Origin of the sequence: Methanocella sp., from assembly GCF_035506375.1 — an archaeon.
Classification (GTDB): Archaea; Halobacteriota; Methanocellia; order Methanocellales; family Methanocellaceae; genus Methanocella.
In genome coordinates this window covers 39,554-53,929 of the sequence record NZ_DATJPM010000075.1, presented here as the reverse complement: position 1 = coordinate 53,929, position 14,376 = coordinate 39,554, and the positions used below count along the sequence as shown (strand labels likewise).

Genomic DNA, 14,376 nt, shown 5'->3' with positions numbered 1-14,376 from the left:
ATCCAGGACTGGTTGACAAAAATAATGGTTCCCGATTCATTCAGGACAGCCACGTTCATCGGCAGCGAATCCAGCGTGGAGCGGTTAAACTCCTCGCTTTCCCGTAACTCCTCCTCGGCCCGCTTCCGCCCGGTGATGTCCTCGACCATGGCGATGTGGCACCTGTTCTTCGAGTATTCATACCATAGCGGTACGACGGTCAGATTGACCCAGACGAAAGAGCCATTCGCGTGAATGTAGCGCTTTTCCATCTGGTAGCCCGTGATTTCTCCGTGGAGCAGCCGGGCCATGTTATTGAGGTCCTCCTCTATGTCATCCTGGTGCGTTATGCTCTGCCAATTCCTGGCGAGCATGTCATCCATGGTGCGCCCGACGATGTCACAGTACTTCTGGTTTATCTGGAGGAAATGGCCGGTAGCCGAGTCGATCACGGCGATGCCCAGAGGAGCCTGCTCGTAGACCCCCCGGAACCGGCGCTCGCTCTCCCGGAGCGCATCTTCCGCCCGCTTGCGTTCCGTAATGTCGATGAGGGTCAGGATGACGGCGGACCTTCCGCCAAATTTGGTCCGGGCCGCCGAAAGGAGGGCCCATTTTTCCTCTCCGTTTTTGGCGAGGAGCTTGATCTCGTAATTCCTTGGGGGCACCTCGCCCCGGAGCCGGGCCAATCCACGCTCCTTTACGATCCCCCTGTCATCCGGGTGGACGATGTGCCAGAAGGGCATGGCCAATAACTCATTCCTCGCATACCCCGTGATGGTCTCCGCCGCGCCATTGGCGTAGACAAAATTTTGGCCCTGGTGCATCATGACGGCGGCGGAGGAGGTGTCGGCCAGGACCCGGAACATCTCATCGCTCTCCCGGAGCGCCTCATTGTTCCGACTGTCCACCACCATCTCTAGTGAAATTGCGCCCTCTTTTGGATATAAATCGTTTTCAAGAAAAGCAATTCGGTCTCTTAATTCGGCGATGAGCCGGTCCTTATCTTTGTCCTCGACATCTCCGCTCCGCCCACTGCCAGCCTTTTTTCCGGGCCGAGGTTTCTGTGCCATGCCCACTGCCCCTAGGGATCAATCGCTTAAACGTTCATTATATATTAGTAATATGCGAAAAACCTTCACTCCATAGTATAAATATTTTGCAATAAAATAATGGCTAAAATATCAAGCTTGGACCAAATTATTTAGCAATTTTGCCTTAACCCTGCCCTAAAGCTTGACCTTCTTGCCCTCCCGGAGGTTCTTCTGGATATACCACAGCGTTGACTTGTTAATGCCCAATTCCTTCCGCTGGTCAGGCGTCATGTTCAGGATAAGTCCCGGGTTTCATTATCATCGTTCCGCTTGATAAGGACACCGGGCATGTTAAAATGCAGTTCTATCGACCGGTCACTGATGTAGTTGGCGAGCATTTTTACATTGTCACCGAGCGCATACTGGAAGGCGTAATGCTTTTTCGGTTCAGTGTAGTCTGCGGTTGTTGCTGAAATAAAGTTGGTGACGTTAGCTCGTAATTTAACTTAGATACAGCAGGCTACACAAAACTTAAAAACATATAAACTTATAGAAATAACGTTCATTGTATAATACGCCTACTTTATGAAAAAGGCATACTGTAAAGCCTATTAATAAATGAGATACGTAAAATATTCTATAATAACATTAGTACTTTTTAGTTAAAATAAGGCTTAATTTGGTATATTCTACCAGACAACCAAATTTAGTATATAAAGTCGTAAACGTATTCTCCAAAGTGTGTAAGTATGCGACCCCATAAGTTAAAGTAGTTTAAAACATCGCCGTATTATCATTTGTAAAATGTTCAAATTATTATAGACCCGCGACGTTATAGAGGTATATAGTTAGCCTTCGACTTTTTGGACACTCTGAAAGTTCAAATCTAAGTCGGCCCATTTTAATTTCGGGGTATATAGTCAGTTGTTCATTTTTGGACTTTTTCTTATAAAAATAGCTGGATAATTAATCACTTTTCAACCGCCGGCAGTATGACGACGAACCGGGCGCCCTTCGTATGGTCGCCCTGTACCCGGTCCTCGACCCAGACTTTGCCATGGTAGCTTTCCACGAGTGATTTCACCAGGTATAATCCAAGACCCATGCCCTTCGCAGTGCCCTTATGGAGCCGGTTGAATATCATCTCCTTAGAGTCGTCTGGTATGCCGGGGCCATTATCCTCGACAGCCACCTTGTAATATGGTCTACCCCTATCCCTCATAACGTCTAGGCTCACGGTAATGTCGGTTCCATCATCGGTGTGTTTCACCGCGTTGTCGACGAGGTTCGCGAATACGTCGTGTAACAGCCCATTGGCACTCACGAAGCACTTTTCATGGTCGCCCAAGTTCACCCGTATCGTCTTGCCGGGCTCAGCCCTGTACTCACTTTGCACGTCAGCGAGAATATTACAGACGTCTATCATCTCGGGTGTGAATCCGCCCTCCCGGAGTTTCTGTAACTTCCGCACGTTCTGGATGAGCTGGGCGCTCCGCTGTAATACCTCGACCGGCTTGTCCAGGAACTCGTCCCGGCCCTCGGAGGCTGGCATCTCCCGGGCCAGTTCAAGATAGCCCAGAGCTATTTGGTGTAAATTGTTGATGTCATGGCCCATCAAATCGAGGTACAGCTCGGCCTGGGTTTTGGCATTTTTCAATGCCTCATCGGCCTGGAACTTTGCCAGTGCCACGGCGAGGTAGTCTGCGAGCCTTTCCCACATCTGGATTTGATCCAGGGTGAAGTAGCCCTTCCTCCGGTCATTCAACTGTAGGACGCCCAGCCGCTCCTCCCCTACCCGCAACGAGATCAGAGCGAACGATTCATACCCTTCCGTATTACAGACGTTACGGGTCTTCGCCAGCCGGTGCTTTTCCGTGGTAGTGGCCAGGAGTTCGGTCGTACTGTTCGTCCAGAAGCTACCCTTGGCCGTAAAGAAGGGCATGGCCGGGTCGAACCGGCCGGTGATTACGTTGCCGCACATGCAGTCCAGCATGGGAAAGCCGTCCTTATCCCGGAGAACATGGCCCTGTGCGTCACGAGTACAAAGCAAGTTCTCCTTCCGGATGAACTCTGGCCGGAACCCGCGGGCTTCATAATAGGGATAGTCGTCCTCCTCCCGGAGTCGGATGCCTACGGCCTCGCAACCCGATGTCTTCTGGAAAAACGAGGCCGTTTTCCAGATTAGTTCCTGGGTGCTCCGAGCCTGATTCACGAGGCTCAGGAACTCGACGGTTATCTCCCGCTCTTTTTCGGTTCGCTTGCGCTCGGTGATGTCCTCGTAGGTACCCAGGATTCCAACGACCTTGCCCCATGCATCATGCAGGGGAACTTTATTGGTCTCTACCCACGATATCTTCCCATCCGCCTCCCGCTGCTGCTCCACGATGTGGTACTCCGCCTCGTCGTTCTCCATGATCCTGAAATCGTAATCACGGAACGAGTCCGCTTCTTCCGGGAGCCATGGCAGGTCATAGTCGGTCTTGCCCACGATCTCCTCAGTAGACGACAGGCCGACCGCCTTCGCGAACACCTCGTTACAGCCCAGATAAGTTGAACTGCGGTCCTTCCAGAAGATGCCCAGGGGAACGTTACCCATTACCGACTTGAGCATACTCTGCGACGACCGCAGCGCCTCCTCGGTCCGCTTCCGTTCCGTAATATCCCGGTCGAACGTGATCAGGTATTCGTTGTCGCCATATATCGTGTAGGTGGACGTGACCTCCACCGGGAACGTCCGGCCGTCTTTGGCGACGTGCCTTGATTCGAAATGCGTGTAATCGCCCTTCTGCTTCTCCGGCCACAGCTCCCGGAACTTCTCCGGCGGGTAGTCGGGGTCGATGTCCGAGATGTGCATGGATAATAGTTCCTCCCGAGAGTACCCGAGGCCCCGGCAGGTTTCCTGGTTCACGTAGGCGATGCGCCCGTCCCGGGTGAGCCAGATCGACGAGTCCCGGAAGTTATCCACAACGAACTGGGTCAGCTTCAACGCCTCTTCCGCCCGCTTCCGCTCGGTGATGTCGATGCAATAGATGCGCCTCACCTTTCTTTCCGGCATGTCGATGATGGACTCTAGGTAAAAACGCCCATTAACCTCAACATCCCTTACTAAAAGGGATCCGGCCCCCGGACCAGCGCCCCGCCCGAACGTAATATCCCTGAGCAGCGCATGGTGGTCACCCGACGCCCTTAAATCGGGGTATATGCGGTCAGCAGAAGGATTGCTGTACGTAACATTCCCCGCATAATCGACCTCGATGACCGGATTAGGGTTCAGTTCCGGGAAAGATGCGACGTGGGCTACTTTCTCTTCCGCCAGCTTGCGCTCGGTGATGTCTTCGGCGATCCCCGTGATCCGGTACATTTCGCCCCCGTCGTTCCGGACGGGATAGGTGCGGGCGAGTATCCACCGGACGGTCCCATCCGGCCTCAGGACCCGGAATTCCACGGTATCGATCCCAGAAAAATCGCCCGCTATATATCTGTTGACCACCGCTAGCGGCAGTTCCCGGTCATCGGGATGCACCCCTTCCAGCCAGGCCATCGGATTGCCGTATACCTCTTCCAGCGGGCGCCCCCAGATATGTTCGTAGGCCGGGCTCACGTAGATCGTGTGCTTCCAATCCCTCGTGAAGCTGAAGAACACCTCCCCGATGTTCTCGGCCATCTCCCGGAACTTCTCCTCGCTCTCCCGCAAAGCTTCGGCATTACCCTTGTTGGCTCCGGCATCCTTCAAAACCGCATTTTGGGCCCTAAGCTCCTGCAACTCGGCTAAAAGTTCACTACGGGGCTTCTGGGCGTCGGAGGGGTTAGTGGAGGCGGGCGTTGGACTCATGGTCACCTTTTAATTAAATACATTAAATCGAGCATCTATTTATATTTTCAGGGCCTTGGAACCACTCATAAAACAAGTATATCAAACGATTTTTGTCCTAACCTTTTCGTATAGCTTGACCTTCTTGCCCTCCCGCATGTTCTTCTGGATATACCACAAAGTCGACTTATTAATGCCCAGCTCTTTCCGCTGGTCGGGTGTCATGTTCAGGATAAAGTCCCGGGTCTCGTTGTCGTCGTTCCACTTGATTGGCACGCCGGGCACGTTGAAACGTAGTTCTTTCGACCTGTCGCTGATGTAGTTGGCGAGCATTTGTACGTTGTCACCGAGAACATACTGGTAGGTGAACTGCTTTTTCTTGTACGGCACCGCCGTGTTAAAATTATTTCTAATGTAGTTCAACAGCAGTTTAGCCGTGTCCTCGCGTAGTCTCTGGTGGTAGTTCTCGGTGGTGACGAACGCCGATTTCTTCAACTTGTGGTCTGCGAGCAGTTGAATGATAGATAGGTCGACTAGCCATCTGCCCAGTTCTTGTACATCGTAGACTAGTGGCTGCTTAGATCCGGCCAGTTCATGCAGATACCCGACATAGGGGTCCAGGCCGACACTGTTTATCGCTCGTCTGGCCTCGGCTTCCGCGATGGCGTACCCGTAGTTCAAGAGGGCGTTAATAGGGTCACTGGCGTTCATGTTCCACGAATATGATTTGGTGCCCCGGCCGGTGAAGTTAAAGTCGGGCCTCAATTTGTTAATGACCCGGGTAATGGTACTGAAGTACCGGTTTGCGATGCGACTCTCGTATAACAATAACTTGTTTAGGTCGCAGTCGGCTGATTTGTACTTGTGGAAGCGGTCCCGCTCGAACTCGAATACCTTGATGGTCTCGTCCCGGTCTACTTCGTCGTAATAGTCGGACAACCCGACGAGTAGATCCTGGCCCTTGTTCACCTTCTCCTCGACCAAAGCCCGGGCGATATCATAACGAGCCTTCTTATCCAGGTACTTATCATACTGCTTCACACGCAGTTTACCGTTGTTGGGCTCCTTGGGCATCATGGCAGAGAGCAGGTTACCATTCCAGTTCAGCACTATAACGGGTATGTCGTGTTTCGCCAGCCACCGCATCGCCTCGAAGCTGATCAGGCCCGTTTATCCTTATCATGGCTTATCCCCTGGGAACAGCCCATAATCGAGTGCTTCATGCCGTTTACGGATTCCAGCAGGACACGGACCAGGTAAGTGTATGCCATGAAGGGCTGATGTAGTCCATATTATTTAAGTTATATCGGGCCGCATATAATGATGAATGAATATTAAAGGCGATTTTCATGGCGAAAAAGTTGACAGTATTAGCGATCGGGGCCCACGCGGACCCGTTCGACATGCCTTACCAATGCGGCGGCACGCTGGCAAAGCTCGCGAAGACGGGGAACAAGGTAATCTGCGTATCCTCGTGCGACGAGAACCGGGAGGAAGCGACGAAGGTCGCCAAAGTGCTCGGCTGCGAGACGAGGTTCCTGGACCTAAAAGAGGGTAACATCGAGAACGATATGCCCACGGTCCACAAGATCGTGGAATTAATTCGTGACGTGAAGCCGGACATTGTCATTACGCACCAGCCGACGGACTATAACCCGGACCACCGGAAGCTCTCCCAGGCCGTGCTCGGCGCCTGTCTATTGTCGAGGGTGGGCGAGGTGAAGACCAAGCACAAGCCCTACATGGTGCCCTGCCTGTACTATTCCGAGACGTCGAGCGGCGTCAACTCGCACGGCGATGTCTACGTCGACATCGAGGACACGCTGGCCATGAAGCTAAAAGCCATCCGGGAGCATAAGAGCCTGTCCATGAAGCAGGGCGTGGAACACCTGGGCAGCATGGAACACCTGGCCGAGCGCGAGGAGGCGACGGCGAAATTCCGGGGCATGCAGGTGGAGATCGAGGCCGCCGAGGTCTTCGAGCGGGCCGTCAACTACCGGGTCATGCGGGCGTTCAGCGCGCTGCCGTTCCCCGACGTACCAGTGCACAACGAATAGATCCACTTTTCCATTTTTTTCATCGTTAAAACCGTAAGTTATATGATTGTTCGTATCATATAGAATAATTATTCAATTATAGGTTTTACTGGAAGCGATTAGTGATCGGAGGGTAGTCACGGATGTGGATGAAGTTATCCGAATACTGAACGAAGATTCGCTGGCGAGCCGGAAGATTTCATGGATAATCCGATCGACTATGGTTCCCCACTGTGGATAAGATCAAGTAAAATATAGGAGTAAATGTTATGTCAGAAGATAGCAGGTGCCCGGTAACGGGCATGACAAGCAAACAAGCGATCGGCCGGGGCCGGTCCAACCGGGACTGGTGGCCGAACCAGCTGGATCTCGATATCCTGCACCAGCATTCCCCCATGTCTAATCCGATGGGCGAGGATTTCAATTACGCGAAAGAGTTTAAAAGCCTCGATCTGGCGGCCGTGAAGAAGGACCTCCGGGAGCTGATGACACAGTCGCAGGACTGGTGGCCGGCGGACTTCGGCCACTATGGGCCTTTGTTTATCCGCATGGCATGGCACAGCGCCGGCACCTACCGCATGGGCGACGGCCGCGGTGGCGCGGGCCATGGCACCCAGCGCTTTGCGCCCCTCAACAGCTGGCCCGACAATGCGAACCTCGACAAGGCCCGCCGGCTGCTCTGGCCGATCAAGCAGAAGTACGGCCGGAAGATCTCGTGGGCTGACCTCATGATACTTGCGGGCAATGTCGCCCTGGAATCGATGGGCTTCAAGACATTCGGCTTCGGCGGCGGGCGCGAGGACGTCTGGGAGCCGGATAAGGACGTCTACTGGGGCTCCGAGGGGGAATGGCTTGGCGACAAGCGCTACTCCGGCGACCGGGAACTCGAAAATCCCCTGGCTGCCGTGCAGATGGGCTTGATCTACGTGAACCCGGAAGGCCCGAACGGCAACCCTGACCCGCTTCTCGCGGCGAAGGATATCCGGGAGGTCTTCGCGCGCATGGCGATGAACGATGAAGAGACGGTGGCCCTCATCGCGGGCGGCCACGCCTTCGGTAAGACGCACGGCGCCGCTCATCCATCGCACGTGGGCCCCGAGCCGGAAGCCGCTCCCCTCGAGGAACAGGGCCTGGGCTGGAAGAACAAGTTCGGCACGGGCAAAGGCAATGACACGATCACCGGCGGCCCGGAGGTCATCTGGACCCAGACGCCCACCCAGTGGAGTAACAACTTCTTCCATAACCTGTTCGACTACGAATGGGAGCTTACCACGAGCCCGGCCGGCGCGAAACAGTGGAAGCCCAAGGGCGAAGGGGGCGCAGGCACCGTGCCTGACCCCCACGACCCGTCTAAGCGTCGTGCGCCGGGCATGCTGACCACAGACCTCGCCTTGAGGTTCGACCCTGCCTATGAAAAGATCTCGCGGCGCTTCCTGGAACACCCGGAGCAGCTCGCGGAGGCGTTCGCAAGGGCGTGGTTCAAACTGACGCACCGGGATATGGGCCCGCGGGCACGCTATCTCGGCCCGGAGGTTCCGGCGGAAGAGCTCATCTGGCAGGACCCCATCCCCGCCGTCAACCATAAGCTGATCGGCGCAAAGGACATCAATACCCTCAAAGCCAAGATCCTGGCTTCAGGCCTGTCCGTGGCGGAACTGGTCTCGACCGCCTGGGCGTCGGCATCCACATTCCGCGGTGGCGACAAGCGCGGTGGAGCGAACGGCGCCCGCATTCGCCTGGCACCGCAGAAGGACTGGGAAGTCAACCAGCCTGTCCGGCTGGCGAAGGTACTCAAGGTCCTGGAGGGCATCCAGGACGAGTTCAATCGGACGGCGACGGGCGGCAGGAAGGTATCGCTGGCCGACGTGATCGTCCTGGCCGGCTGCTCCGGCGTCGAGCAGGCGGCGAAGAATGCCGGCCACAAGGTGAAGGTCCCCTTCACGCCGGGCCGCATGGATGCCTCGCAGGAACAGACCGATGCGGCCTCCTTTGCCGTGCTCGAGCCGAAGGCGGATGGCTTCCGCAACTACCAGAAGACCAAATACGCCGTGTCCGCCGAAGAGCTTCTGGTCGACAGAGCGCAGTTGCTGACCCTGACCGCGCCCGAGATGACGGTGCTCGTGGGCGGCATGCGCGTGCTGAATACGAACTTTGGACAAACCCGGCATGGCGTCTTTACCCGCCGCCCGGAGGCGCTCACCAACGACTTCTTCGTGAACCTGCTCGACATGTGCACGGAGTGGAAGCCGGTCTCGGAAGCGGCGGACCTGTTCGAAGGGCGCGATCGCAAGACGGGCGAAGTCAAGTGGACGGGCACGCGGGTCGACCTCGTCTTCGGCTCTAATTCCCAGCTCCGGGCTCTGGCCGAGGTCTACGGAAGCGCGGACGCCGAGGACAAGTTCGTCCGGGACTTCGTGGTCGCCTGGGCCAAGGTCATGGACCTCGATCGCTTCGACCTTGCATGACCGTAAAAGGAGCGTAAGGATTTTTGGAAAGCGCGTAGCCATAGGAAATGCTCCTGCTGCCCGCTTTCTTTTACCTTTTTCATATCAACTCTACGAATCATCGCTGTTAACAACCGCAAGCTATATTATCGTTCGTATAGTATAGAACAATTATACAGTTATCAGTACAATCGTAAGATGACGATAACCAGGAGAATGACCATGGATAAGGATGAAGTTGTAAGGATCTTGAACGAGGACTTCGTGGACGAGTTGGAGGCCACGATGGTCTACATACGGAACACGTTCTTGATGAACAAGTGCGACCCAAGCCAGGTCACCGAGGCCATCGGCGTAGACGAGATGCGGCACATGTGGTGGCTCGCCGACCTCATCACCAAGCGGGGCGGCAAGCCCACGATGGAGCATAAGGTCCTAGAGTTCGGCGGCGACGACCTGAAGGGCATGCTGGAAAAACAGATCGCCATGGAGACGGCGGACATTGAAAAGTACAAGCACCAGATCGAGACCATCGGCGACCCGGAGGTCGTGGGCGTCCTGAAGCACATCCTGGACGAGGAGAAGCGCCACCGCAAGGAGTTCCGGGAACGGCTTAAGAAATATGGATAGATATTTTTTAATATTCATTTCAAGCATTTCCATTCAGCCATAAACTGGTTATTCTACGACTCGATTTTTAATTTCAATCGTTTAATGATAATAATATTTTGTAGAGAAATAAAATCTCCACAGTTTAATATCAATATTTTGTAATAAAAAAAAGGAGCATCAATCGCGTATAAAGTTTGTGTATATTTTTTCTTCCCGCACCGGGAGTGGTACTCCTGTTTTGAGGCCAGCATCTTTGCACTTCAAGAAAAACGCCATGTTCCTTGCAAGAACACGCATGGTCTGTAAGCCTTCTAGGTCCTTTTCTAAATCTTCCGGTTTTGCTCCATGAACCATATTCCAGTAACGTGAAGAAATGACAGGCATCTCTGAAATGGTGAAATATTTATTGAGCTGGTCAAAAGTGGCCGTCGTCCCCGCTCTCCTTGCGCAAACAACAGCGGCCGCCGGTTTTAAGTAAAAAGATTGATTGCTGGACTGCGAGTTGACCTGGAATACGCGATCCATGAAGGATGTCATCGCACCGGTTACTGAGGCATAATGCACGGGCGACCCAAAAATATAGCCATCAGTATCTTTGGCAATGTCAAGAAAATCGTTGACCCGGTCATTAAACGCACAGCGACCGGTTTTAGCGCATTTCTTGCAGGCGATACAGCCGGCAAGCGGCTTTATGCCAATCCAGAAAATTTCTGTGTCGATACCTTCTTCATTCAAGGTTTTAGCTACTTCAGTAAGAGCAGTATGAGTGCTACCATTCTTGTGAGGACTACCATTTACCAACAATACCTTCATTTTCACATCTCCTGATATTTTATTAATAATCCTTTTTCACTCAACCGTTTGTACTATTGTTCAATTCTCTTTACGATTTCTGGGCATTTCTCCTTGACCCATGTGCCGAGTTCTTTCATGATTGGTAAGAGGGCTCGACCTGCTTCGGTTAGCTGGTATTCTACACGTATGGGGACTTCTGTATATACGGTGCGGGTGACGAGGCCGTCGTCTTCCAGTTCTTTTAGTTGTTTGGAGAGCATGCGTTGGCTAACTGTTTTCAGCATATTTCGAAGTTCTTTGAATCTGGGATTCCCGTCCGATATATGCCAGATGATCTGGGCCTTCCATCTCCCGCCCATGATGGCGAAGGCGGCGTCAACCTCGCAGTGGTATGTACAAGTTTTTCTATTATTGATCATGATACCTGGTAACATTTTGATAACTGGTTATTATAAGTTACTTGCGACTGAATATGTGCTGCTGGTTCTAGCTAGCAGAGGTATCAAATGAGAGCAATCGCATTCAACGGAGCCCGAACAGGGAAGGTGCGTCCATGTCTCAGCAAGCCTTAGAAAAAGCTACTGGTAAGACTGTTCTTGACCGTTCTCTTGTTCTTATCATGGCAGCGACGACTGGAATAGCCGTGGCCAATCTCTATTATATCCAGCCATTACTCAGCGATATAGCGCTATCGCTTCATGCGACCCAGGTCGACGTGGGGTTTGCCGCCACGTTAACGCAGTTGGGTTATGCGCTTGGCATGTTGCTTATACTGCCTTTGGCTGATATCCGGGAAAAAAAAAGCTCGTACTCTTAATGCTGTGCCTTTCGGCATGTTCGCTGCTCTTTATGTCCTTTTCATGGAGCAGTTCAATTCTGCTGATCGCATCTTTTGCCGTCGGTTTTACATCTGTCGTTCCCCAGCTCATTGTCCCACTGGCGGCGCAGATGGCCGACCCCGCTGAGCGGGGGAAGATCATAGGGACGGTGATGAGCGGTCTGCTTATCGGGATACTGCTTTCGCGGACGTTTAGCGGCTTCGTGGGCGGGTACTTTGGGTGGCAGGTCGTGTACTGGATTGCCTCCGGCCTCATGGTCGCCCTGGCGCTCTTGTTAAGCAGGAGGCTGCCTATTTCTCCGCCAAACTCCAACATAAGTTATCTTGGATTGTTCAAGTCTATGGCATCCTTGATAAAGGATAAGCCGGTGGTCCGGGAGGCGTCCCTAAATGGTGCGATGATGTTCGCCGCCTTTAGCGCATTCTGGACGACATTAGTCTTCCTACTGGAAAGCTCACACTATAACATGGGCACAATGAGCGCGGAAGTCGCCGGCCTGTTCGGACTAGTAGGTGTCGTGGGCGCTGCTGCCGCTCCAATTGCCGGCCGCATCGCAGACCAACGGAGTCCAAGGTTCACTATTTGGATCGGCATGGCCGTCGTCATCTTGTCCTTCTTGTGTTTCCTGGTCTTCGGGTTCAGCATATGGGGACTAATAGTCGGCGTCATCCTGCTCGACCTGGGCGTCCAGAGTTGCCAGATCTCGAACCAAGCCCGGATACACGCTCTTGGTGATGAGTCCCGCAACCGATTGAATACCATCTATATGGTCGCCTACTTCATCGGCGGCGCGCTAGGCTCATTTCTGGCATCCTACGGGTATTCTGCCTTCGGCTGGTATGGCGTATGCGCCGTAGGCCTCATAACCCAAGCCATCGCGCTAGCAGCCCACATAAAAGGGATGAGACACGCTCCTAAACAAGCCATTAATCTATGAGAATAAAATTCTAGTTGGATAAAAGCATGTTTCAAGTCTGCGATATCCGAGCCATGCAAGCAAGCGTCAACAACTTTGTTTCAGTGAGTACCGCAGACTACACAGTACCATTTTCGGTAATTTATAAAAAAGATTTTACTTTTATTTCAAAGGCCTTATTAAAACTAACATCGATCCTTCCATAATTTAGCGATTCTCGTAAAAGTAAAAAAGTCTGAAAGTTCGGACTAAAAATAACATGCTGGGATCCGGATTCGAACCGGAGAACCTCTACAGGAACAGATCTTGAGTCTGTCGCCGTTGACCTGACTTGGCTATCCCAGCATTCCTGAATAATTTCGCCTTAAGGCGTTCCCCAATTTGAGTTTCCGTATATTTAAATCTATGGTCTCGCTTCCGGCCCTGGAGCTATATGTATCAGGCAAGCGGTCCGGCGTTCATTTAATTAAAAAGGTTTTTTATCAAAGCGGTTGAATTTTTATTATATGGCATATATAAAACTACTCGGCGTTCCCATGAAATGCCCGAAGTGCGGCGTCACGCGGGTCGCCATCGGCATGGGCCAGAACTCGTCCCTGCGAAGCCATCTGGACGGCGAGTTGCCCAGGGTCATATACGACGACCGCTGTCCCGACTGCGGCGATCATATGAGCGTCGACGAAAAATTCAGGGGCCTCTAAAGGCTTATCGGCGGGCGCTTTAATTTTTTTAAACTTTTAAGGCGTATTCCAAATCCACAATTTTTACGCTTTTATGGTGCATACGGTCACGAACATATTAGATAGCATCGTGATTATCCCCTGATTAGAGGAGGGTAATACAATGAGAACAAAACTTTTAGGAATAACTGTATGCATGGTCGTGACCTTCATGGCTTTTGCCGGCATCGCGTACGCCAGCCTGGTCTCGACCACGTATGGCTTCCCGGTGATAGTGCAGAACGGCTCGACCAGCGCGTTCAACCAGGATACCGCTGCTGCGACCGATTTTGAGAACATCAACATCAACTTCCCGGCGAGCATCGATGGCCTGCACCTGGGCGCCAGCACTCTCGGGGTCGATACGCCCTGTGGAGACGCGGACCTGACGGCGAACGTGCTGCCGTTCGGCCCCGTGAACCTTGCGTTCCCGGACATCTGCCAGACGGTCTGTCAGACCCAGGACGTCACGCACACCGACTTCGCCCAGACCAACGAGTACGCTGAGTTCGCTTACCCGTTCGTCGGCGTCGGCGCTGTGTCTCTGCCTGGCTTCGGCTTCGGCTGGTAGACAAAAGCACCTTACTCTATACTCTCCCCGGTTAGACACAACCCGCTCAATAGATAGATAAAAACGCTTTTTTTATCTCATTATCCGGAGAGCAATGGATATCGTTAATTCAAGGAAATTAAGCCTTTAAGAGTTAGTGAAAAAACAATAAAGATGCCCTAGAAATGTTTATAAAATGACTAATATATTAGTAAATGCCCTTCATACTCTTCTATCTGAGGAGGGTAATATAATGGTAAAAAGACTTATACTGACAGTACTTACTATAGGGGTCGTCGCCTTAATGGTGTTACCAGGCATTGCATCCCTGGTGCCCATGTCCTGGGGATTCCCGACCATGGTGGAGAATAATACGCTCACGAGCTTCCAGGCAGCGTTCCAGAACACTACCGAAGTCCAGGCGGCCGACATATCGTTCCCGACCATCGGTGGAACGACTGCGATGTCGTTCCCGACGATCCTGCAGGATGGCAATACCCAGAGTACGCTGAGCCAGATCGCGTTCCAGAGGCAGACGCAATACGCCCAGTTCGCCTACCCGTGGCTGAGTATCGGCGGCTCGCCCGTGCCGTCGATGGGCTTCATGTAGGCGTGCTACACCTGAATTCGCAATAGTATTCGGG

11 protein-coding genes, 1 tRNA gene and 1 pseudogene are annotated in these 14,376 nt (G+C 52.9%); 7 read left to right on the top strand and 6 right to left on the bottom strand.

Annotated features, from left to right (window positions below; translation table 11 throughout):
- The 3 genes from VMC84_RS10300 to cas1 form a co-directional block, all read right to left on the bottom strand.
- The coding region (locus tag VMC84_RS10300; RefSeq protein WP_325380295.1) for a PAS domain S-box protein at positions 1-1,049 on the bottom strand (1,049 nt) is incomplete at its 3' end.
- Between the two features lie 931 nt (positions 1,050-1,980).
- Positions 1,981-4,842 (bottom strand): PAS domain S-box protein, encoded by a 2,862-nt coding sequence (locus tag VMC84_RS10295; protein ID WP_325380293.1) that lies wholly within the window; start codon positions 4,840-4,842, stop codon positions 1,981-1,983.
- Between the two features lie 81 nt (positions 4,843-4,923).
- On the bottom strand, positions 4,924-5,982 hold the full coding sequence (gene cas1 / locus VMC84_RS10290; RefSeq protein ID WP_325380301.1) for a CRISPR-associated endonuclease Cas1: 1,059 nt from the start codon (positions 5,980-5,982) through the stop codon (positions 4,924-4,926).
- 188 nt (positions 5,983-6,170) lie between these two features.
- On the opposite strand from cas1, the gene VMC84_RS10285 reads away from it, so the two are divergent.
- From VMC84_RS10285 to VMC84_RS10275, 3 genes are all read left to right on the top strand, one after another.
- Positions 6,171-6,878 carry a PIG-L deacetylase family protein gene (locus tag VMC84_RS10285; RefSeq protein ID WP_325380291.1) on the top strand — a complete coding sequence of 236 codons (708 nt, stop codon included), beginning with the start codon at positions 6,171-6,173 and terminating at the stop codon, positions 6,876-6,878.
- Between the two features lie 248 nt (positions 6,879-7,126).
- On the top strand, positions 7,127-9,322 hold the full coding sequence (gene katG, locus VMC84_RS10280; RefSeq protein ID WP_325380290.1) for a catalase/peroxidase HPI: 2,196 nt from the start codon (positions 7,127-7,129) through the stop codon (positions 9,320-9,322).
- Between the two features lie 201 nt (positions 9,323-9,523).
- Entirely contained in the window at positions 9,524-9,931 is a 408-nt protein-coding gene (locus tag VMC84_RS10275; RefSeq protein ID WP_325380288.1) for a ferritin-like domain-containing protein, read from the top strand.
- Positions 9,932-10,090: 159 nt separating this feature from the next.
- Here the strand turns inward: VMC84_RS10275 and VMC84_RS10270 are convergent, their stop codons facing one another.
- Together VMC84_RS10270 and VMC84_RS10265 are read right to left on the bottom strand one after the other, a co-directional pair.
- Complete coding sequence (locus VMC84_RS10270; protein WP_325380286.1) at positions 10,091-10,726, bottom strand: flavodoxin family protein; 636 nt, start codon at positions 10,724-10,726, stop codon at positions 10,091-10,093.
- Between the two features lie 53 nt (positions 10,727-10,779).
- The gene (locus VMC84_RS10265; protein ID WP_325380284.1) at positions 10,780-11,127 is read right to left on the bottom strand and encodes a helix-turn-helix domain-containing protein; all 348 of its coding nucleotides are present in this window, start codon (positions 11,125-11,127) and stop codon (positions 10,780-10,782) included.
- A 134-nt stretch (positions 11,128-11,261) separates the two neighbouring features.
- Here VMC84_RS10265 and VMC84_RS10255 point away from each other — a divergent pair.
- Positions 11,262-12,484: pseudogene (locus VMC84_RS10255) on the top strand (MFS transporter).
- 239 nt (positions 12,485-12,723) lie between these two features.
- Here the strand turns inward: VMC84_RS10255 and VMC84_RS10250 are convergent.
- Positions 12,724-12,808: transfer RNA gene (locus VMC84_RS10250), tRNA-Leu, on the bottom strand.
- Positions 12,809-12,969: 161 nt separating this feature from the next.
- Between VMC84_RS10250 and VMC84_RS10245 the strand changes: the two genes are divergently transcribed.
- The 3 genes from VMC84_RS10245 (at position 12,970) to VMC84_RS10235 (ending at position 14,342) form a co-directional block, all read left to right on the top strand.
- The gene (locus VMC84_RS10245; protein ID WP_325380278.1) at positions 12,970-13,164 is read left to right on the top strand and encodes a hypothetical protein; all 195 of its coding nucleotides are present in this window, start codon (positions 12,970-12,972) and stop codon (positions 13,162-13,164) included.
- Between the two features lie 142 nt (positions 13,165-13,306).
- A complete protein-coding gene (locus tag VMC84_RS10240) occupies positions 13,307-13,753 on the top strand; it encodes a hypothetical protein (RefSeq protein ID WP_414676438.1) in 447 nt (148 codons plus the stop codon).
- 232 nt (positions 13,754-13,985) lie between these two features.
- The gene (locus tag VMC84_RS10235) at positions 13,986-14,342 is read left to right on the top strand and encodes a hypothetical protein (RefSeq protein WP_325380276.1); all 357 of its coding nucleotides are present in this window, start codon (positions 13,986-13,988) and stop codon (positions 14,340-14,342) included.
- The last annotated feature ends 34 nt before the right edge of the window (positions 14,343-14,376 follow it).

Coding starts and splice junctions, on each gene's coding strand:
- VMC84_RS10245 (WP_325380278.1), top strand. CDS start 12,970: ATGGCATATATAAAACTACTCGGCGTTCCCATGAAATGCCCGAAGTGC.
- VMC84_RS10270 (WP_325380286.1), bottom strand. CDS start 10,726: ATGAAGGTATTGTTGGTAAATGGTAGTCCTCACAAGAATGGTAGCACT.
- VMC84_RS10240 (WP_414676438.1), top strand. CDS start 13,307: ATGAGAACAAAACTTTTAGGAATAACTGTATGCATGGTCGTGACCTTC.
- VMC84_RS10285 (WP_325380291.1), top strand. CDS start 6,171: ATGGCGAAAAAGTTGACAGTATTAGCGATCGGGGCCCACGCGGACCCG.
- VMC84_RS10295 (WP_325380293.1), bottom strand. CDS start 4,842: ATGAGTCCAACGCCCGCCTCCACTAACCCCTCCGACGCCCAGAAGCCC.
- VMC84_RS10265 (WP_325380284.1), bottom strand. CDS start 11,127: ATGATCAATAATAGAAAAACTTGTACATACCACTGCGAGGTTGACGCC.
- katG (WP_325380290.1), top strand. CDS start 7,127: ATGTCAGAAGATAGCAGGTGCCCGGTAACGGGCATGACAAGCAAACAA.
- VMC84_RS10235 (WP_325380276.1), top strand. CDS start 13,986: ATGGTAAAAAGACTTATACTGACAGTACTTACTATAGGGGTCGTCGCC.
- VMC84_RS10275 (WP_325380288.1), top strand. CDS start 9,524: ATGGATAAGGATGAAGTTGTAAGGATCTTGAACGAGGACTTCGTGGAC.